Genomic DNA, 20,486 nt, shown 5'->3' on the forward strand with positions numbered 1-20,486 from the left:
GCCGTGCGGGGCGGGAGATTATTTTGAGTGATCCGCGATACGTTGCGCTGCATCAGCGAACGGACACGAGACCGGGACTCGACACGATATACACCCGGCCCGGCTGAGTCAGCAGCGGTAGTGCGACAGCTGCCTTTCGCTCGGAATCGGCACTCGTTCCCCAGATGATCTGTCGATCGTCGAACAGGGTCAGCGAAATATCCGAGATAGATTCGGCTGCAACCTCTTTGACCTGCACACGAAGGGGCTCAGGAAGGGCCGTGACGACGGCAAGGGCAGCCATCGTCGACTCGTCGGCGGCACCCGGACTCTTGGTGTTCAGGCGCGGCACGCCGGGCGGCGGCGGCTCCACAGCGAAGTCGACGCCTTCGGCGTCGAGCAGGTGTGTGCCTTGTTCGGAGTCGATGAAGACGGCCGCCATGCGCTCGGTCACAGTGACGCGAACCGTCGACGGATAGACGCGCTGCACACGCACTTTCGCCACCCGCGGAATCGCGGCAACACGTGCTGCGGCGCCGTTCGTGTCCAATCGCAGCAGCGGCGTGCCGTCCTCGACCTCGAGTGCGGCGCGAACCTGCTCCTCGGGCACCGCGCCCAGTCCCTCGATGGCAATCTTGCGCACCGAGAGAACCGGCGTGAACCATGCGGCGACGATCATGCCGACGATCAACACGATGCCGATCGCTATCCAGAGCACCGGCCGGCGGCCGAACGTCGTCCGCGGCTCGGTCCGGCGCACCCGCGCATTACGTGCCGAGCGCGGCGGCCGCGTCCGGTCCGCCATCGCTCTCGACCGTGAATCTGCAACGCGCCCATCGTCTTCGGGCTCGCCGGTTGCTGTCGGTTCGGCATTTGCCGCGCGCGACCGGGTCATAGGCACTGACCCCTGGTCATGACCGCGGGCCGACATGCAGGGGCCGGGACCGCAGACCGTCCAGGATCTGGCTGCCCAGCATCGTCACATCACCCGCGCCCATGGTGATCACGATGTCGCCGGGCTGCGTCAGGTTGGCGACCTGCCGACCCACCCGCGACATATCCGGCTGATAGTGCACGGGCTTCGTCACACCCTTCGCGACGAGCGCGCCGTTGACGCCGGGCAGCGGCTTTTCCCGCGCGCCGTACACGTCGAGCACCATGACCTCGTCCGCCAGGTCGAGCGCTGTCGCGAACTCCGTCGCGAAAGCCGCTGTCCGACTGTACAAATGGGGCTGAAAAACGACGAACACGCGTCCCCGGCGCGACCGCGCGCCGTCCTTGGCTTCCTGCTCGACCAACTCCGCAGCCGCGCCGAGCACTGCGCGGACCTCGGTCGGGTGATGTGCATAGTCGTCGAATACGCGTACGCCCTGCTCGCGGCCGGTGAACTGGAACCGGCGATGCACGCCGCCGAATCCGGCGAGGCCCTCGAGGATCTCATCGACGTCGGCACCGGCCTCACGCGACGCGACCAGGGCGGCCAGCGCATTCAGTGCCATGTGCTTGCCCGGGACGGAAAGCCGCAGGGTCCGTGGACTCGACTCCCCCACCAGCTGGAACTGTGCAACACCGCCGACGTCGCGCGGCTCCCAACCATGCAGCCACACACCGACTTCCACGCCTTCGTGCACGGCCACCGGCTCGGCGCCGGGAGCAAGCGAGCCGTACCCGATCACGCGAAGGCCCGGGATCTTGCGCTCGACGACGCGCTTGCCGAGTGCCGCCGAACCGGCATCGTCGACGCAGACCACGAGTGCGCCGCCCGGCACGATTCGCTCGGCGAAGTCGTCGAACACCTGCACATAGGCCTCGGTGGTGCCGAAATAGTCCAAGTGATCGGACTCGATGTTGGTCACGACCGCGACGTTCGGCGAATACTGCAGCAGCGAGCCATCGCTCTCGTCGGCCTCGGCAACGAAGATGTCACCGGTACCGTGATGCGCGTTCGTGCCGGCCTCGTTGAGTTCGCCGCCGACCGCGAACGAAGGGTCGAAACCGCAGTGCTGCAACGCAACAACGAGCATCGACGTCGTCGACGTCTTACCGTGGGTGCCAGAGACCAGCAACGAGCGGTGCCCGCTCATCAGCGATGCCAGCACGGCGGGCCGAAGGATGACCGGAATTCCGCGCTTCGCGGCCTCGACGAGTTCGGGGTTGTCCTTCGGGATCGCCGCGTGCGTCGTGACGACGACGGTCGGGCCGCCGGGCAGGAGGTCGAGCGCGCTGCCGTCGTGACCGATCCGGACGACCGCCCCGCGGGCACGCAACGCCAGGACGCCACGGCTCTCCTTTGCGTCGGACCCGGAGATCTGCCCGCCGCGGGCAAGCAGAATGCGCGCGATGCCGGACATGCCCGCCCCGCCGATGCCGACCATGTGGACCCGCCGCAGTTCCTCCGGCAGGTCGGTCGGCTCGGGTACCTGGTTGGTCATGCTCTGGCCACCTCCAACACGATGCGCGCAACTTCGAGAGCCGCACCACGGTGTCCGGCGTCGGCCGCGGCTCGGCCCATCTGTGCCAACCGCTCCCGGTCGCGTGCCATCGGGATCACCTCGTTGACGATGTAGTCGGGCGTGAGTTCCGCGTCCGAGACGATTCTCCCACCTCCCTGTGCAACCACCGGCGCGGCGTTGAGTTCCTGTTCACCGTTACCGTGCGGAAGCGGGACGTAGATCGCGGGCAGCCCTACCGCCGACACCTCGGCAACCGTCATCGCACCCGACCTGCAGATCGCGAGATCGGCTGCGGCATATGCCAATTCCATACGCGACAGATACGGCACCGCGACGTAGGGCGCCGAGTCCGTCGGCGCTGGGAGGTCGATTGTGTTCTTCGGGCCGTGCGCGTGCAGCACTGCGACGCCTGCGGCGGCCAGCTGTGCCGCCGCACCCGACACCGCGAGGTTCAGCGTCCGCGCGCCCTGCGAACCGCCGAATACCAGGACGACCGGGACATCGGACGGCAACCCGAAATGCGCGCGTGCACCCGCGCGAAACGCGGCCCGGTCGAGCCCCGTGATCGCAGACCGGACCGGGATTCCGATGATCTCGGCGTCCGGCATGCCGCGTGCGTGCAGGCCCGACCCTGCGACGGCGGCAAGCACACGGGTCGCGCGGCGCGCACCGACCTTGTTGGCAAGCCCGGCCTTCGCGTTCGCTTCGTGAATGACGATCGGAACCTTGCGGCGCCGTCGCGTGAGCCCGCTACCCGCAGCGAGATACGCGGGTAGCGCGACGTAGCCACCGAATCCGACGATGACGTCGGCCTCGACGTGGTCGATGACGCGGCGCGTTTGCTGGACGGACGCTCGCACGCGTTGCGGCAGCCGGAAGAGGTCCATCGTTGGCTTGCGCGGAAGCGGCACGGGCGGTATCAGTTCCAGCGGATATCCGCGCTCGGGCACAAGCTTGGTTTCGAGACCGCGAGCCGTCCCGAGGGCCGTGACGCGAACCGACGGGTCCAGCCGCCGCAAAGCATCGGCCACCGCGAGGGCGGGTTCGATGTGCCCGGCGGTGCCACCGCCGGCAACGATCACCGAAAGTCCCGACCTGTCGACCGAATCGTCGCTCACTAAGAATATCCTCGCTCTTCACGTCGACGGCCCGGCTGTGGACGCGGTGTGCGTACCTCGGCGACACGTCGACGGCCTGCTGGCTGTTGCCGGGGTGGCACGCCGCCACGCCCGCGTTGTGCATCTGCGCGCGCGGCCCGCTGCCGGGCAGCGCGGGCGGCGGCTCGACGAGCCGCTTCACTGCGCGCGGCCGCGGCCTTCGCAGGCGAATACGCTTCTGGTTTCGGCAGTCTCAGCAACTTGCTGAAGCGGCCGTCCTGTCCCGCATGCAGCGCCGCGATAGCTTCCGGCTCGTGCCGGGCGGCGTTGGCGACGATGCCGAACATCAGCAACGTGATCGCAAGCGATGAACCACCCGCCGAAACGAGCGGGAGCTGCAGGCCGGTGACCGGAAGCAGCCCGACCACGTAGCCGATGTTGATGAAGGCCTGCGCCACGATCCACGACGTTGCGGCCGCCGTCAGCAACCGCAGGAACGGGTCGGCGGAGCGTAAAGCGATCCGGAGCCCGGCGTAGACGAACAGGGCGAAGAGCCCGATCACGACGCAGCAGCCGATGAAGCCGAGTTCCTCGCCGATGATGGCGAAGATGAAGTCGTTGTGGGAGTTCGGCAGGTAGCTCCACTTCGCACGGCTCTGCCCGAGGCCGCGGCCGAGGACGCCGCCGTCGGCGAGCGAATACATCGCCTGCCGGGCCTGATAGCCCTTGCCCTGCGGGTCCGCGCCACGGTCGAGGAACGCGGTGATGCGCGCGGACCGGTAGCCGGCCGACAACGCCAGAATGATTGCGGTGCCGATACCGAAGGTCAGGATGGTCACGAACACCCGAACCGGCAAGCCACCGAACCACAGCAGTGCCGCGAGGATGATGCCGAGCGCGATGGTGGTACTGAGGTTTGGCTGCAGCACGACCAGGAAACAGACGACGGCGCCGGCTGGGACCAGTGGAATGACGATGTCCTTCAGGCTCGCGTTCTCGGCTCGCCGCGACGCGAGCAGATGGGCACCCCACAGCGCGAGCGCCACCTTCGCGAACTCCGACGGCTGCACCGAGATCGGGCCGATCATGAACCAGCGCCGCGCGCCCTGCGCCTCCACACCGATGCCCGGGATCAGCACGAGGAAGAGCGCGACCACCGACAGCAGGAACAGCGGGAACGACAGTTTCCGCAGCGTGCGGATCGGCATTCGCAGCGCGAAGTAGAACAGGACGGCACCCAGTGCCGCATACATCGCCTGCTGCGAGAACAGCGTGTACGCCGAACCGCCACCTGCGTAGGCCTCGACGCTCGATGCGGAGAGCACCATCACCAGACCGAGCAGCGTCAACAACGTGGCAATCGTGACGACCAGATGAAAAGACGCCAGCGGTCGCTGCAGCCAGGTACCGAACCTGGTGCGGGGTGGTTGCTTCTTGTCAGTGCTACGCGGTCTCGTCTCCTTGCGCTGCTCGACCGTCTCGCTGACGCTCATGACCGCTGCCGAACGCCGATATCACTCGCGTGCAAGGCACGGACGGCGGTCGCGAAGCTGTCTCCGCGGTGACCGTAGCTCGTGAACATGTCCAGCGAGGCGGCCGCGGGAGCGAGCAGAACAGCGTCGCCCGGGCGCGCCATGCCGGCAGCGATTCGGGTCGCGGTAGCCATGATCGAGTCCGGATCGGCGGCTGCGGGAAGTTCGCTCACTCCAGCATCGTCCCGCGAGGGCACGCACTCGACCGGCACATCGGGCGCGTGTCGCGCCAAAGCCTGGGCGATCTCGTCACGATCGCGGCCGATCAGGACAGCGCCGACGAGTCGCGGACCGATCTCGGCGACCAGTTCGTCGACCGACGCGCCCTTCAGCAGCCCGCCTGCCAACCACACCACGCTGGCGTGCGCGAGAATCGACGACCGCGCAGCATGCGGGTTGGTCGCCTTCGAATCGTCGACGAACAGCACGTCGGCGACCTCGCCGACCGGCGCCGCACGATGTGGTCCGACGCTGAAGTCACGCAGTCCGCTCCGCACCGCGGCCGGGCTCACGCCGATCGATCGAGCCAGGCCCGCGGCGGCGAGTGCGTCGAGGACTCCGGCCGGACCGGCCGGCGTGATTTCGGCGACGGGAGCGAGCACGTCCTCGGCGCCGAAGGCACGATCGAGAAGTTGGCCGTCCCGCACGCCGAGTTCGTTCGCTTCGGGTTCGCCGAGCCGGAAGCCGACCGTGCGATTCGCACCTCGCAGGCTGGCGGCGACCGGGTCGTCGAGACCCACGATCCCGACCTTGCCGCGCAGCGCACCTGCCTTCGCGTCGACGTAGGGCCGCATGCCGCCGTGCCAGTCCAGGTGATCCTCGGCGATGTTCAGCACGACCCCGGCTTCGGGGCTGACCGATGGCGCCCAATGCAGTTGGAACGACGACAACTCGACGGCAAGCACGTCGACCCGCGGTTCCATCCGCAGCGCGTCGAACACCGTGAGGCCGATATTGCCGCAGGCGATGGTCGAAATTCCGCCCGCGCGCAGTACCGATTCGAGCATCGACGTGGTCGTCGTCTTGCCGTTCGTTCCGGTGACTACGAGCCAGCGCCGCACCGGACCGTAGATCTCGGCCTGGTCCATCCGCCACGACAGTTCGACATCGCCCCAGATAGGAATGCCCGCCTCGGCGGCGGCGGAGAGTACGGGCGCGTCCGGCTTCCAGCCAGGACTGGTGACCACAAGGGCGAACTTCTCGAGTGCACCGGGTTCGGCGAGGTCGTCGGCGGTCGCGACGCCAAGCCCATGGGCCGCGGCATCGTCGAGGCCCGCACTGCTCGTCACCGTGATCACGGCGCCGAGATCGCGCAAGGGCTCGACAAGAGCCTTGCCCGAGATACCCCAGCCGGTGACGAGAACGTCCTTGCCACGTAGGTCCGTCAGGTCGTACGACACGAGATTCAGTTCCCGACCTTCGACAGGTACTCGCTGTAGAAGAGGAACAGTCCGATCGCGGCTGCTATCGCCGATAGCAACCAGAATCGGATGATTACCGTGGTTTCTGCCCAGCCTGCAAGTTCGAAGTGATGATGGAAGGGCGCCATTCGGAAGACTCTTCGTCTCGTCGATCTGAACACCGCAACCTGGATGACGACCGAGGCCGCCTCAGCCACGAACAACGCACCGATGACGACCATCAGCAGCTCGGTCCGCGTTGTGATCGACAGGCCCGCGAGCAGGCCACCCAAGGCGAGCGAGCCGGTATCGCCCATGAAGATCTTCGCCGGAGCGGCGTTCCACCACAGGAACCCCACACACGCGCCGGCCCCCGCGCCGCAGATCAGGGCGAGGTCGAGAGGGTCGCGGACGTCGTAGCAGCCACGGAACTCGATCGCCCGGGCGGCGTCGGGATTCGTGGTCGCGAGGCGATCCTGCGTGGACAGCAACGCCTGGCACGAGTAGCGGTACTGCCAGAAGGTGATGATCACGTAGGAGCCCAGAACCAGGCCCATCGAACCCGCGGCGAGACCGTCGAGGCCGTCGGTCAGGTTGACGGCGTTCGAGAACGCGCTGATCAGGAAGTAGCACCAGAGAATGAAGACGAGCGCGCCCATCGACACCGTTGTGACATCACGGGCATACGACAGATGAGTGCTGCCGGGTGTCGAGCCGCTGGCACCGCGGAACTGCAGCGCAAGAATGCCGAAGAGGATTGCCGCGACGAACTGCCCGATCAACTTTGCGGTTTTGTTCAGGCCGAGGTTGCGCTGCTTGCGGATCTTGATGAAGTCGTCGAGGAAGCCGACGCCGCCCAGTGCCGTCGCCAAACCCAGCACCAGCAGACCCGACGCGGTCGGCCCTTCGGCGTCATAACCGATGCCGATGAGGTGCGAACCCCAGTACCCCGCCCAGAGGGCCGCGATGATCGCGACGCCGCCCATGGTCGGTGTGCCCCGCTTCGACTGATGACTGGCCGGGCCCTCGACGCGAATCTCCTGGCCGAAGCCTTGCCGGGAGAATGTCTTGATCAGCAGGGGCGTCAGCAGGATCGCAACGGCAAGCGCGATGCCTCCTGCGAAGAGGATCTGTCTCAATTAGGTCGCCTCCGTGCTGTCTGCATGGCCTCGCTCAGTTGTACTGGTGTCCGAGTTGCTCTCTGTCGGCGCCCCGGACAATAGATGATCGGCCACCGCCCACATCCCGATCGACTGCGACGCCTTCACCAGGACGAGGTCGCCCGGCTCGAGTTCGCGTTCGAGGAGCGCGATCGCCGCGGGAATGTCGGGCACAAGAATCGATTCGTTGCCCCACGAGCCTTCCATCACGGCGCCCTGGTGCATGGCGTGCGACGGCCGGCCGGTGCCGACGACGATCAAGCGGCTCACCGCAAGTCGCACCGCGAGCCGACCGATCGCGTCGTGCTCGACCACGGAATCCGGCCCGAGCTCACCCATCTCCCCCAGCACACCCCACGTTCTGCGTGGATTGGCCGGGTCGGAGCGGGCCATGGAGACGAGGGCCTTGAGCGCGGCGCGCATCGAGTCCGGGTTCGCGTTGTAGGAGTCGTTGACGACGGTGACGCCGTCGGCTCGCGTCTGCACATCCATGCGCCGGACAGATGCCGCCTTCGCGCCGCCCAGGGCTGCCGCAATCGTCTCGAGGTCGGCGCCGCATTCGATCGCGACCGCGGCCGCGGAAAGCGCGTTGCCGACCTGATGTTCACCGTGCACCGCCAACGTCACGGGCACCGAACCGGTCGCCGTTTCGAGTGTGAACGACGCTCGGGCCTCGTCGTCGAGTCTGATGTCGACGGCACGGACGTCTGCCTGCGAATCTTGCCCGACGAGTACGACCTTCGCCCCGGTGCGAGTTGCCATCGCCGCCACGAGCTGATCATCGGCGTTGAGCACGGCGACACCGGCGTCCGAAAGCGCCTCGACGAGTTCACCTTTCGCCTGGGCGATCACTTCGCGTGAGCCGAATTCACCCAGGTGCGCGGTGCCGACGTTCAGTACGACCCCGATGTTCGGTGGTGCTGTCTCGGCGAGCGCGGCGACGTGGCCAGGTCCGCGGGCGGACAGTTCGAGTACCAGGAACCTGGTGCCTTCATCGGCGCGCAGGACGGTCCAGGGGTGGCCGAGTTCGTTGTTGAACGATCCCGGCGGCGCGATGACCGGCCCGAGTGGTGCGAGCACGGCAGCCAAGAGATCTTTGGTCGACGTCTTGCCCGACGAACCCGTCACACCGACAACCCGCAGGCCGTTTGCCGCGAGTCGGTCGACGACTCCGCGCGCAAGCTTGCCGAGCGCGGCGAGCACACCGGCGCCCGAACCGTCCTCGTCGTGCTCCAGAGCCATTGCGTTGGTGTCGATTTCGGCCAGCGGGGCAACGACGATCGCGGGAACACCGACCGGACGCGCTGCGAGTACCGCGACGGCACCCGCAGCGATGGCAGCCGCGGCATGGTCGTGACCGTCGACCCGTGCGCCGGGCAGCGCCAGGAAGAGGCCGCCGGCAGTGACCTTGCGCGAGTCGAATTCCACTGTGCCCGTGATCCGCACGTCCGGATCGGCGACATCGTGCAGTTCCCCGCCGACGATCTCTGCGACCTCGGCCAACGTCAGCGCGATCATCCGCGCACCCGGCGGTCGATAGCGCTCGCGAGCACCTCACGATCGTCGAATGGATGCTTCACGCCGTTGATCTCCTGACCTGTTTCATGTCCCTTGCCCGCGACGAGCACAACATCTCCGGCGCGCGCCCAGGCTACCGCGTCCGCAATCGCCGCTGCGCGATCACCGATCTCCCGAATCTCGGCGGACCCGGCCTCGGCACGGGCACCCGCGAGCACTGCCGCACGAATCGTCGCAGCTACTTCCGAACGCGGGTTGTCGTCGGTGACGACGAGCAGATCGGCCAATCGAGCACCGACCGCGCCCATGATCGGCCGCTTCTCCGCGTCACGGTCGCCGCCGGCGCCGATCACGACGGCGATGCGCCCAGACGTGTCCTCGCGCAGCGTCGAAATGACCTTCTCGAGCGCGTCGGGCTTGTGGGCATAGTCGACGACCGCCAGAAAGTCCTGACCACGCTCCACCTTCTCGACGCGCCCCGGAACATCGACGGTCGCGATGCCCTGGGCGGCCAGTACCGGCGACACTCCACTCGTCGCGCACGCGGCAAGCGCAAGAAGGGCATTCGCGACGTTGTAGCGGCCTGGTAGGCGAACTTCCGCGCGCAGCACGCCGGTCGGTCCGACGATGTCGAAGGTCTGCGAGCCGTCGTCGGCGGTCACGATCTCGCGGACGGTCCAATCGGCGCTGCCGGTCGTCGACACGGTCACCGCGGAGTCCCCGGCGACGCCCGCCATCTGGCGGCCCCAATCGTCGTCGATGCACACGACTGCCTGCTGTGCCCGAACTGCGGAATCGCGGCCGAACAGGCGCGCTTTAGCGGCGAAGTACTCGTCGAACGTCTTGTGGAAGTCCAAATGGTCCTGCGAGAGATTCGTGAACGCACCGACCCCGAACCGCGTTCCGTCCACACGGCCCAGCGACAGCGCGTGGCTCGACACCTCCATCACGACACAATCGATGCCCTGCTCGAGCATCACGGCGAACAGCGCGTGCAGCTGCGGCGCCTCAGGCGTCGTCAGGGCGCTCGGTACGCGGTGGCCATCGATGCGGGTTTCGATCGTGCCGATCAGGCCAGGCTTGCGTCCGGCCGCCTTCAGACCGGCTTCGACGAGATACGCGGTCGTCGTCTTGCCGGACGTTCCCGTGATCCCGATGACCGTCATCCGTTCGGACGGGTTGCCGTAGATGCGCGCGGAAACCGCACCGAGGATGGCTCGTGGTTGCGAATGGACCAGCAGCGGGACGGCGCAGTCTGCACCGAGGTAGGCGGCGCCCGCGAGGTCGGTCAGCACGGCAACGGCGCCGCGGTCGATAGCGGTCTGCGCAAACTCGGCTCCGTGCGCCTTCGCCCCCGGCAGGGCAGCGAACAGATCGCCGGGAAGCACAGCCTGAGCGCGCAGTTCCACGCCCGTCACGGACACATCGCTGCCGATCAGGCGCGCGTCCAGGGTGTCCGCGAGAGCTGCGATGGACGTCGACGGCGGCGCCGACGGCCGGAGAGGTCGCTGCGACGGCGGTTGCACGGGCACCTGGCTCCTCTCGGGGACGGACGGAACGGAACGGACGAAGACTCCGACTGGTCGACTGGTCAGGTTACCGCCGCGCGCGCTCGTGCGTGACCGGTAGCGACCTGTTGGGCGTTCAGCTGGCCTGGAGAACCAGGGGGCTTCCGGGATCCGGAGAAAGCGGCACACCGTCGCGCTGCAGCATCCAGGACGCGATGTTGTGGAACAACGGTGCCGCAGACTGTCCCGCACCGCCGTCGACGCCGCGCATCGGAGCGTCCAACATGATTCCCACCACATACCGGGGACTGTCGGCCGGAGCGATGCCGGCGAACGTGATCCAGTACTTGTCGTTCGAGTAGCAGCCGCACGCCGGATCCACCTGCTGCGCCGTTCCGGTCTTGCCCGCGATCTGGTAGCCCTCGACCGATGCCGACGGTCCCGTGCCCTGCTGGTAGCCCATCGGGTCGCGCTGAGTCACCGACCGGAACATGTTCCGCAACGTGCCGGCCGTCTGTGCGCTGATGACCTGAATGCCTTCCGGCTGCTCGGACTCCTCACGATTGCCGCCCGGCTCGACCTGTGCACGAACGATTCGCGGAGCAACCCGAACGCCGTCGTTCGCGACCGCCTGGTACATGCTCGTCATTTGCAGCAGGGTCATCGAAAGACCTTGTCCGATCGGCAAGTTGGCGAACGTGCCGCCCGACCACTGGTCGTGGCTCGGAACCTGGCCCGCGCTCTCGCCGGGCAGTCCGACATCGGTCCGCTGCCCGAGGCCGAAGCGCTGCAACATGTCTGCGTAGCGATCCTCGCCGACGCGCTGCGCCAGCATCAGAGTGCCGACGTTGGAAGACTTTCCGAAGACACCGGTCGTCGTGTATGGCGCGACGCCGTGTTCCCACGCATCACTCACGGTGACACCCGCCATGCGGATGCTGCCCGGAACCTGCAGAACCTCATCGGGATTCGTGACGCCGTACTCGATCGCGGCCGCCGCCGTGACGATCTTGTTCACCGAGCCCGGCTCGAAAGGCGCACTCACCGAGAGGTTTCCGAGCTCCTTGTTCCTGTTGCTTCCGACGCCTATCGCGGGGTTGAACGTGTTGTCGTTCGACATCGCGAGCACCTCACCGGTCCGCGCGTCCAACACGACCGCCGATGCATTCTTCGCCCCGGACAGGTCTTTCGCCTGCTGCACCTGCTGCTGCACGTAGTACTGGAGGTCGGCGTCGAGCGTCAGTTCGACCGCCGAGCCGTCGACGGCAGGCTGCTTGTCGCGCCAGCTGCCGGGGATCACAGCGCCATCCGAACCGCGGTCGTACGTCTCGGAACCGTTGGTGCCGGCCAAGACCGAGTCCAGCGATGATTCCAGCCCGATCAAACCGTGGCCGTCCCAGCCGGTCGCGCCCACCATGTTCGCCGCAAGCGACCCACCCGGGTACTGCCGAATGTCCTGGCGTTCCAGACCGACCTCGGGGAATTTCTCTGTGATCTGCTGCGCAACAGCAGGATCGATACCGCGCGCGAGGTAGACGAAGGTCTCGTTGCCCGCGAGCTTGGTCAGGAGGTCGCGCTCGTCGACAGCGGCGCCGAGCTTGCCGGCGATGCCCTTCGCAATCGCCTTCAGGCGGTCCACGGGTTCGGGTGCGGTCGAGTCCTTCTTCTTGGCCTCGTCGAGTTCCTTACGGACCTTCGTCGGCTGGAAGGTCAGTGCCTTCGCCTCCATCGTGAAGGCGATCGGCTTGCCGTTGCGATCGGTGATCGAACCACGCGTGGCCGGATCGATCAGCGTGGTCGTCCGCTGGCTCGCCGCCTGCGCCGATAACTCGGCCGCGGAAAAGCCTTGGATCCAGATCAATTGGAGAACAGCGATCCCGAGCGCCGCAAACATGAGCGTACGGCCGACGCGGAAACGCCCCGGCATTCCGTCCTTCGCCTTACGCGTTTTCGGCCGTGCCGGACTGGCCTTGCGAGGCACACGCCGATCCGTCGGCTGCCGCCGGTCGGGAACGTGTCGGTCCAAAGCGGAACGTGGGGCACGACGTGGCGACCTACTCATTGCGGCACGCCACTAACGTTTTCGGCCGGGCCCGTCACAGGAACCAATTGTTCACCCTGCGCCTGCACCTGAGGCCCATTCGGGTCTTGCGGCGTGGCGTTGGTTTCGGCAGGCGGGGCAGGCAGGACCGGCGGCTGCTCGGGCAGTACCGGCTGTACCGGGGGCGGCTGCACCGCGGGCGGCTGAGCCGCCAGTTGCGCGGGTGGTTGTTGCGCGGGTGGCTGTTGTGCGGGTGGCTGCTGTGCGGGCGGCTGCTGTGCGGGTGCCTGGGTCGTCGGTCGTGCCGCCGGAGTACGGCCCTGCACAGGCACTTCCGAACTCGGACGCAAAGTCTGGTTCAGGAGCGGCGCGGGAGCGCCTTCGGCAGGTACCGGATTGCCGATGACCGCGACACCGCCGTCCAGTGCCACGACCAACCGGGCCGGATCCTTCGCCGGGATCATCCCGAGCTCACGTGCCTTGGCGGCGAGTTCCGGCGCCGAGTCGGCCAATTGGACGTCACGTTCCATGGCCGCACGTTCCTGGGCGAGGCGCTGGTTCTGCTCGCGGGCCGCACTGAGTTGGTAACTGTCTTCCGCCGCGCGCGTGGTGAGCAACAACGTCAACGCCAGGCCCAACGACAGCAGACCGATGATGGTGGCGACGAACGGGATTCGCGCAGCAAGCGAGGTCGCGCGCTTCGGCATCGCTGTCGAGGAGGCATCCTCACCGAGGATCGCGACAGCACGCTGCTGCCGACGTTCGTATGCCTTCTTCGCGGCGCTCGATCGACTACCAGCGGCCTCCGGGGCCGAGACCTTGGCCAGCGCTTTGCTTTTCGGCTTGGCGCCCTTGGCTGCCTTCGTCGCCTTGGCTTCTTTCGCCGCTTTGGCCTCGCGCGCTTTCGTCCCGCGGGAGGACTTCTTGGCGCCGCCCTCCACACGTTCCCGACGCTGTGCCGAATCTCGTTCCGTGGACCGGTCCGCTCTGGTTCTGGTCGCTGTTCGAACGCTCATGCCGCTGACCTCCTCGCGATCCGTTCCGCTGCCCGCATGCGCACCGGAGCCGATCTGGGGTTGTCTTCGATTTCCTGTTCCGTGGCTTTTTCCGCGCCACGGGTGAGCAGTCGAAACTCGGGACCCATGCCCGGCAGCTCCACCGGTAGGCCGACCGGAGTCCGCGATACGACACGAGGTGCCAACTCCTGCTTCACAACTCGGTCTTCCAGTGACTGATACGACATGAACACCACGCGTCCCCCGATCGTGAGTGCATCCAGGGCCGCCGGAATCGCCGCGCGCAGCGAATCGAGTTCGCCGTTCACCTCCACGCGCAATGCCTGGAAGGTCCGCTTCGCCGGATGTCCTCCCGTCCGCCTCGTAGCTGCCGGAATCGCGTCGTAGATCAATTCGACGAGCCTCGCACTCGTCGTGAACGGATCCTGCTGGCGACGCTTCACGACTTCCGACGCGATCCGTCCCGCGAACCGCTCTTCGCCGTAGTTCTTGAGAATCCGCGCGAGGTCGCCGTGGTTGTACGTGTTGAGAATGTCGGCGGCCGTCTGACCGGTCGTCGGGTCCATACGCATGTCCAACGGCGCGTCGACGCGATATGCGAAGCCACGCTCGGCCTCGTCGAGCTGCATCGACGACACGCCGAGGTCGAACAGGATCGCGCGAACGGAGTCGGTCGGCGCCAAGCCGGCGCTCTCGAGCGCAGCAGGGATGCCGTCGTAACGGCTGTGCACCAAAGTGATTCGATCCGCATACGGCGCGAGCCGCGCACCGGCCAACGCCAGCGCCTCAGGGTCGCGGTCGAGGCCGACGAGTCGGAGGTTCGGATAGGTACGAAGGAAGTGCTCGGAATGTCCGCCGAGTCCGAGCGTTGCGTCGATGAACACGGGGTCGGCTACGTCGTCGCCGAACGCCGGACCGAGAAGGTCGTCCGCGCGATGTAGCAGAACCGGGATGTGTGCGGGAGTGTCGTGCGCATCGTCAGCACTGTCAGCCCCTCCCACGTCGCGGTCCACCTTGTCCTCCGGGTCCTACCCACTAGCTGTTGGCCGCTGATCCGTGGTGCGAATACCGCGGGGTCCCTGTCCGAATGGCACCTGGCGCTGGGGAAGTGCGTCAGGGTCCGCCTCGGGCAGAGACCTCGCGGTACTCGCCGAGTAACCGGGGTTACAAGATGTCGCCTAGCACCTCGTCCACGCCGAGCGAGTAGCTCTCTTCGTTTTCGGCGGAGTAGGCGTCCCACGCCGCCTTGTCCCAGATCTCGATGAACTTGCCCGACCCCGACACGATGCATTCCTTGCTGAGGTTCGCGTAGGTGCGGTGGTCGATCGAGATAGTGATGCGGCCCTGGCCGTCGGGATGCTGCTCGTCTGCCGCGGCAAAGAAGTTACGAACGAACGCGCGTCGCTGGGGATTGCCACGGGATGCCGCATTCGCCTTCTCAGCCACTTCCAAGAACGCGTCGCGCGGATAGACGGCAAGGCTGTGATCTTGGCCTTTCGTAACCATCAACCCTCCCGCCAGTAGTTCCCGGAACCGTGCGGGCAACGTAAGTCGCCCCTTGTCGTCGAGTTTGGGCGTGTAAGTGCCGAGAAACACTCGACACCTCCCACAGGATCACCCTGGCTCTCCGCTGAGCACCACATTACCCCACTTTCCCCCACTTGCAATTACCGAACACGGATTGTTGCGGGCGTTTCGCCGATAACCGCAGGTAGCCGTGGTGGGCCGTGCTGGTTTCGTTATCGAACGCGCCGCGACGCCAATTCGTGCGGAGGTGAATGCAGCGTAGTTACCCGCACCGACGGGGTCGGTGACGTGCGGATTTCCGCGTGTCGACACGCCCCGTGGGGGTTGGTGGGGGAATTTCCGGATCCGTGGGGCCTGGTGGGGGGAGATTCCCTGGCGGGGCGGCCCGCCCCCGCCCAAGTGGGGCCGGAAGCCCGCTGAGCAGGCGGTTGGCTGAGCATCGTCCGAGAAGGCCGCCAGGTAACCACCTTCTCGCGCCATACCGCCGAGCAGGCGGTTGGCTGAGCATCGCCCGAGAAGGACGCCAGGTAACCACCTTCTCGGCGAGCCAGTTCGTCGAACGGACGTACGCGGCGGCGACTCCCGCCAACCCCACCGCCCACGGCCCGCCGAGCAGGCGGTTGGCTGAGCATCGCTCAAGTAGCCACCACGAAAGCCGCCTGCTCAGCAGACCGAGCCACGGACATCACCGCCGAGCAGGCGGTTGGCTGAACATCGCCCGAGAAGGGCGCCAGGTAACCACCTTCTCGGCGAGCCAGTTCGTCGAACGGACGTACGCGGCGGCGACTCCGCCAACCCCACCGCCCACGGCCCGCCGACCAGGCGGTTGGCTGAACATCGTCTAAGAAGCCACCACGAAAGCCGCCTGGTCGACGGCCACGCACGCTCAGACACGACAAACGGCGCCGCAGAGTGCGGCGCCGTTAGGTCTGTGCGACTAGCTAGTCCTGTTCGAACCTGCGGCGGAAACGTTCTTCCATACGGGCGGTGAACCCGCCGCTGCCTTTCTTGGGCCCGCGTTGCCGGCCGAGCCCTGAGGGGCGCGACCCGCTGCTGCTGCCACTACCCGTCGATCCGCTTCCGGACGCGGCTTGGCCCTTCACGGACCCGCCGAGTAGCAGCAGAACGCCGGCACCGAACATCACGAGGAAGCCGACGAGGCTGATGACTGGGAAGTCACCCGGCTTGAACGGCAACGCGACGCCTGCGATCAGCAAAACGAGACCAAGAACGAAGAGTGCCGCAGCTTGCAGACGGCGTCGACTCGACGCCGCGCGCACGCGACCAGCCTTCACCGTCGAGGCGAACTTGGGATCCTCAGCATAGAGCGCGCTCTCGATCTGATCGAGCATGCGCTGCTCGTGCTCGGAGAGTGGCACGGTACCTCCCCCGGCACTAGGGACATGATCGGCGTCTTTGTGCGAAGACGACGAGTAGCCGAACTTCTCGGCTACCTGAACACCATGATACGAGGTGATTGTTCAGCGGACCACCCACTCCGCCTATGACTTGCCATCATTCCCAGGACCAGACCGGCAGGTATCCAGAATTTCGCTGATTCGAACTCTCACGCAGAGACTTCGCTCCCCCATCCAGGCTCCGGCCGAAGCCTGGCGCCGTCGCCCAGCAGATCTTCGACGTCGTGGAGAAACGCACCGACCCGATCGAAGAAATCGTCGGCCTGGCGGTCGGAGATCTCGCGGGACAAACCGGCCTCGAGCGCAGCTCGCGTCGCCGAATGTTCCGCGAAGTAGTCCGCCCACATCACGAACTCCGGCGCCGACCGCGCCATCAGCACCCACGCGCTGCGCGATTTCTCGCGCCCGGTCCGGCTCGCGGCGTGCGCACCGAGGACCGCCGCGGCTCCCCGCAATGCCGCCAGATAGGCGACCTGGAAGCGCTCGCGCGGATCGTCTTCGCCGACCGCGTCCATCAGCAACCGATCGGCGCGTGCGAGTAGTTCACGCGGTCCGCGCGCAGTCCGCGCCGGAAATCGGCTCGGTTGAGCAGCCATTTTCGTTGCCTCCTCACACGCACCGCACAGGCGCAGGATGATCGTTGTGCAGGGCTCGGAATCCGGCGAAACCCGCTTCCCTCGGGTCATCGCCGGATCACCGACATCGAACATTCATTCGACGGATTCAATATAGATCGACCCACCGACAAGTTCTCCGACAGAAAGAGGTGAGGGCAGTGGACCACCGAGCGAAACGCGACGTGCCGCAGAACGGGCAACACAACGCTGCCCACGCGCCGACCGTCGTGGAACTGTCGGCACAGGACCTCCGTAGGCGCCTCAACGAAGCGCTGTCCATCTACGTCGCGGCGATGGACTACCCCCGCGGGACCGAGCACCACCGCGCGCCGATGTGGGCCGAACACATCTCCAGACCGGGCTGGCGCGCGGTGGGCGCCTTCCTCAACGATCCGCTCACGTTCCCCGATTCGCGAGACAATCCCCTCGTTGCGATCGGGTATGGCTACCGCGGGGCGCCGCACCAGTGGTGGCACCAACAGGTCTACAGCGGGATGCGTAGCGCAGGCTGGCCCGAGGAGGCCACCCACGAAACTCTGTCCAACTACTTCGAGCTGACCGAACTCCACGTGCATCCCGGCGCGCAGGGGCACCGCCTCGGCGAGACCATCCTGCGTCGGCTCATGCACGACCGTCCGGAACGGTCGATCCTGCTCTCGACGCCCGAGGTCTACGGCGAGGACAACCGGGCCTGGCGGCTCTACCGTCGGCTGGGTTTCCGCGACGTCGTACGCCAGTTCACGTTCACCGGCGACAGTCGGCCGTTCGCCGTGCTCGGCCGCTCCCTGCCACTGCCCTCCACCGTCCGCGCTCCCGCGTCGTAGCGACACGCCGCCACATGATCGACGCAGCTGTCATCGGCTCCGGCCACAACGCGATGGTCGCCGCCTGCTATCTGGCCAGGGCGGGCTGGTCCGTCGAGGTGCTCGAACGCGACACGGTGCTGGGCGGCGCTGTGTCGACCGTCGAGCGGTTCCCGGGTCACCGCGTGGACCGTGGCTCGTCGGCGCACATCATGATCCGGCACACGGGCATCATCGAAGATCTGGAACTCGCGAGGTTCGGACTCCGCTACATCGATTGCGATCCTTGGGGATTCGCCCCGGCACCCCCCGGTTCCGGCGCTGCGCCGATCGTCTTTCACCGTGACCTCGACAAGACATGCGAATCGATCCGCGCAGCGTGCGGTCACGCAGACGCCGACTCCTACCGGCGCTTCGTCACCGAGTGGGGCCCGCGCAGCGCCCGGGTCATGCGCTCGTTCACCGTGCCGCCCACCGGATTTCGCCTCCTCAAGTCGTTCTGGGGGCTCGATCTTCCCGACGGCGGTGCCGGCGAGCTGTCCCGGCAGTTCCTCACCACCGGAGATGCACTGCTGGACCGTACCTTTCGCAGTGAGCGCCTCAAAGCGGCGCTGGCGTGGTTCGGTGCGCAGTCGGGTCCGCCGATGTCCGAGCCGGGGACTGCCCCGATGGTCGGCTTCGCCGCGCTGCTGCACACGTTGCCGCCCGGTCGAGCGGTCGGCGGCAGCGGTGCTCTCACCGACGCCCTCGTCGCACGATTCGAGTCCGACGGCGGCAGCCTGCGAGCAGGCGACCCCGCCGTCGAAATCCGGCACACAGCAGACCACTGGACCGTCCACACGGCCGATGGCCGGACCGTCAAGGCGCGCAAGGTCGTAGCCGGTTGCCATCTCCGAACCACTCTCGACCTCCTCGAACGCGGTGGCTTCGACGGTCCGACGCTGGACGATTGGCGGCGGCGAACGCGCGTCGGCCCAGGCATCGGCATGGTCGTCAGGATCGCGTCCAGCGACCTGCCCCGCTACAGCGGCGCCGATACAGCCGACTCCGCAACCGGATTGCAGTTGCTGGTACACGACCGCCGGCACCTGCGCCGCGCACACGGATCCGCCATGGCGGGCGACCTCCCCACGCGGCCGGCAGTTCTCGCGATGAGCTTCAGTGCGCTCGACCCTTCGATCGCACCTGCCGGTCAACATCAGCTTTCGCTGTGGTCGCAGTGGCATCCCTACGAACTCGCCGATGGCCGGCAGTGGAATGCGATCGCCGAGCGGGCAGCCGACGACATCGTCGCCGAAGTCGAAGCGGTCGCCCCGGGATTCGCCGATTCCGTTGTTGCGCGGCACATCCAGACCCCTGCCGACCTCGAAAGCGAACTCGGATTGATCGGCGGAAACGTCATGCACCTCGAGATGTCGCTCGACCAGATGTTCATGTGGCGGCCGCTCCCGGAGCTCTCGGGCCATCGTGTTCCCGGCGCAACGGGCCTATACCTGACTGGCGCTTCAACGCACCCCGGCGGCGGCGTTTCCGGCGCAAGCGGACGAAATGCAGCCCGGATGATGCTCGCCGACCAGCGCTTTCGCCGGTGGCGGCGATGAGCGCGTATCGCGCGGCGGCGTTGCTCGCCGGTGCCACCGTCCTTGCACAGATCACATACCCGCTGACCAACGGCGGCGTTCGCGATGTCGTCACCGTGCTCGTCGTCGGACTTTTCGCAGCAGCCTGCATCACACACGCGGTCGCTGCGTACGGGTCGCGGTGGGCTGCCGGATTCGTCGTCAGCACCGCAGGCATCGGCTTCGTCGTCGAAACTATCGGTACCGCAACAGGTTTCCCGTTCGGTTGCTACGGCTACGACGTCGGACGGCTCGGACCGTCCGTCGCAGATGTTCCGCTGGTAGTACCTTTCGCGTGGACGGCCGGCATCTACTGCGTCTGGACGGTCGCGTCGATTCTGTTCCAGCGCACACCGGTTCGCGTTGCGGCCGTGCCACTGGGCGCACTCGGGTGGGATCTGTATCTCGATCCGCAGATGGTTGCCGACGGCCAATGGACATGGTGTGTCACAGATTCCGGTCTGCCCGGTATCCCCGACATCCCGTACACCAACTATCTCGGTTGGCTTGCCGTCGCGCTGGTCATGGCGGTCGCCATCGAACTGCTGCCCAGGCAGGCCACTACACCGCGATCGTTTGCCGTTCCGGTCGCGCTGTTCTACTGGACGTGGCTCGGATCATCGTTGGCCCACGCAGTCTTCCTGGACGGTCCGCACCTGAAGTACTCGGCGATCTACGGCCTCGTCGTCATGGGCCTACTCGGCGTGCCCTTGACGCGCCGATTGTTCGCACGACTGCGCGGCGGAACTGTTTCGGTGTAAAAATCGCAGGCAGCGCACGACAGACGCGGGACGACGG

17 protein-coding genes are annotated in these 20,486 nt (G+C 66.7%); 3 read left to right on the top strand and 14 right to left on the bottom strand.

Going from position 1 to position 20,486, the window contains the following annotated elements:
* Positions 1-52: 52 nt before the first annotated feature.
* The 14 genes from JGU72_RS00850 to JGU72_RS00915 all read right to left on the bottom strand — a co-directional run bounded on the left by JGU72_RS00850 (position 53) and on the right by JGU72_RS00915 (position 17,245).
* Complete coding sequence (locus JGU72_RS00850; RefSeq protein ID WP_199681874.1) at positions 53-784, bottom strand: cell division protein FtsQ/DivIB; 732 nt, start codon at positions 782-784, stop codon at positions 53-55.
* Between the two features lie 106 nt (positions 785-890).
* Positions 891-2,411 (bottom strand): UDP-N-acetylmuramate--L-alanine ligase, encoded by a 1,521-nt coding sequence (gene murC / locus JGU72_RS00855; protein ID WP_199681875.1) that lies wholly within the window; start codon positions 2,409-2,411, stop codon positions 891-893.
* Positions 2,408-3,550 (bottom strand): undecaprenyldiphospho-muramoylpentapeptide beta-N-acetylglucosaminyltransferase, encoded by a 1,143-nt coding sequence (gene murG / locus JGU72_RS00860; RefSeq protein WP_199681876.1) that lies wholly within the window; start codon positions 3,548-3,550, stop codon positions 2,408-2,410. The genes murC and murG overlap by 4 nt, the downstream gene beginning before the upstream one ends.
* Positions 3,550-5,022, bottom strand: a complete 1,473-nt coding sequence (ftsW, locus tag JGU72_RS00865; RefSeq protein ID WP_199681877.1) for a putative lipid II flippase FtsW — start codon at positions 5,020-5,022, stop codon at positions 3,550-3,552. Before ftsW ends, murG begins: the two co-directional genes overlap by 1 nt.
* Entirely contained in the window at positions 5,019-6,461 is a 1,443-nt protein-coding gene (murD, locus tag JGU72_RS00870) for a UDP-N-acetylmuramoyl-L-alanine--D-glutamate ligase (protein WP_307828252.1), read from the bottom strand. The genes ftsW and murD overlap by 4 nt, the downstream gene beginning before the upstream one ends.
* A 5-nt stretch (positions 6,462-6,466) precedes the next feature.
* Complete coding sequence (gene mraY, locus JGU72_RS00875; protein WP_199681878.1) at positions 6,467-7,600, bottom strand: phospho-N-acetylmuramoyl-pentapeptide-transferase; 1,134 nt, start codon at positions 7,598-7,600, stop codon at positions 6,467-6,469.
* Positions 7,601-9,139, bottom strand: coding sequence for a UDP-N-acetylmuramoyl-tripeptide--D-alanyl-D-alanine ligase (locus JGU72_RS00880; protein ID WP_199681879.1), 1,539 nt, complete (start codon positions 9,137-9,139; stop codon positions 7,601-7,603).
* Positions 9,136-10,671, bottom strand: a complete 1,536-nt coding sequence (locus tag JGU72_RS00885) for a UDP-N-acetylmuramoyl-L-alanyl-D-glutamate--2,6-diaminopimelate ligase (RefSeq protein WP_199681880.1) — start codon at positions 10,669-10,671, stop codon at positions 9,136-9,138. The genes JGU72_RS00880 and JGU72_RS00885 overlap by 4 nt, the downstream gene beginning before the upstream one ends.
* Before the next feature lie 112 nt (positions 10,672-10,783).
* Positions 10,784-12,574: a peptidoglycan D,D-transpeptidase FtsI family protein gene (locus tag JGU72_RS00890; RefSeq protein ID WP_233531315.1), complete on the bottom strand. Its 1,791-nt coding sequence runs from the start codon at positions 12,572-12,574 to the stop codon at positions 10,784-10,786.
* Between the two features lie 131 nt (positions 12,575-12,705).
* The gene (gene ftsL / locus JGU72_RS00895) at positions 12,706-13,704 is read right to left on the bottom strand and encodes a cell division protein FtsL (protein WP_233531014.1); all 999 of its coding nucleotides are present in this window, start codon (positions 13,702-13,704) and stop codon (positions 12,706-12,708) included.
* Entirely contained in the window at positions 13,701-14,717 is a 1,017-nt protein-coding gene (gene rsmH / locus JGU72_RS00900) for a 16S rRNA (cytosine(1402)-N(4))-methyltransferase RsmH (protein ID WP_374101050.1), read from the bottom strand. Before rsmH ends, ftsL begins: the two co-directional genes overlap by 4 nt.
* Positions 14,718-14,868: 151 nt before the next feature.
* A complete protein-coding gene (gene mraZ, locus JGU72_RS00905; RefSeq protein ID WP_199681883.1) occupies positions 14,869-15,300 on the bottom strand; it encodes a division/cell wall cluster transcriptional repressor MraZ in 432 nt (143 codons plus the stop codon).
* Positions 15,301-16,172: 872 nt separating this feature from the next.
* A complete protein-coding gene (locus tag JGU72_RS00910; protein WP_199681884.1) occupies positions 16,173-16,610 on the bottom strand; it encodes a DUF3040 domain-containing protein in 438 nt (145 codons plus the stop codon).
* A 188-nt stretch (positions 16,611-16,798) separates the two neighbouring features.
* On the bottom strand, positions 16,799-17,245 hold the full coding sequence (locus JGU72_RS00915; RefSeq protein WP_233531017.1) for an SAV_6107 family HEPN domain-containing protein: 447 nt from the start codon (positions 17,243-17,245) through the stop codon (positions 16,799-16,801).
* 179 nt (positions 17,246-17,424) lie between these two features.
* Here JGU72_RS00915 and JGU72_RS00920 point away from each other — a divergent pair, with 179 nt between their 5' ends.
* From JGU72_RS00920 to JGU72_RS00930, 3 genes are read left to right on the top strand one after another with little or no spacing between them, the layout of a single operon-like run.
* Entirely contained in the window at positions 17,425-18,090 is a 666-nt protein-coding gene (locus JGU72_RS00920; RefSeq protein ID WP_374101051.1) for a GNAT family N-acetyltransferase, read from the top strand.
* A 14-nt stretch (positions 18,091-18,104) separates the two neighbouring features.
* Positions 18,105-19,670 carry a phytoene desaturase family protein gene (locus JGU72_RS00925; RefSeq protein ID WP_199681885.1) on the top strand — a complete coding sequence of 522 codons (1,566 nt, stop codon included), beginning with the start codon at positions 18,105-18,107 and terminating at the stop codon, positions 19,668-19,670.
* Positions 19,667-20,449 carry a carotenoid biosynthesis protein gene (locus JGU72_RS00930; RefSeq protein ID WP_199681886.1) on the top strand — a complete coding sequence of 261 codons (783 nt, stop codon included), beginning with the start codon at positions 19,667-19,669 and terminating at the stop codon, positions 20,447-20,449. The genes JGU72_RS00925 and JGU72_RS00930 overlap by 4 nt, the downstream gene beginning before the upstream one ends.
* Positions 20,450-20,486: the final 37 nt, after the last annotated feature.

Source organism: Antrihabitans auranticaus, assembly GCF_016481275.1.
In the GTDB taxonomy this organism is placed as follows: domain Bacteria; phylum Actinomycetota; class Actinomycetes; order Mycobacteriales; family Mycobacteriaceae; genus Antrihabitans.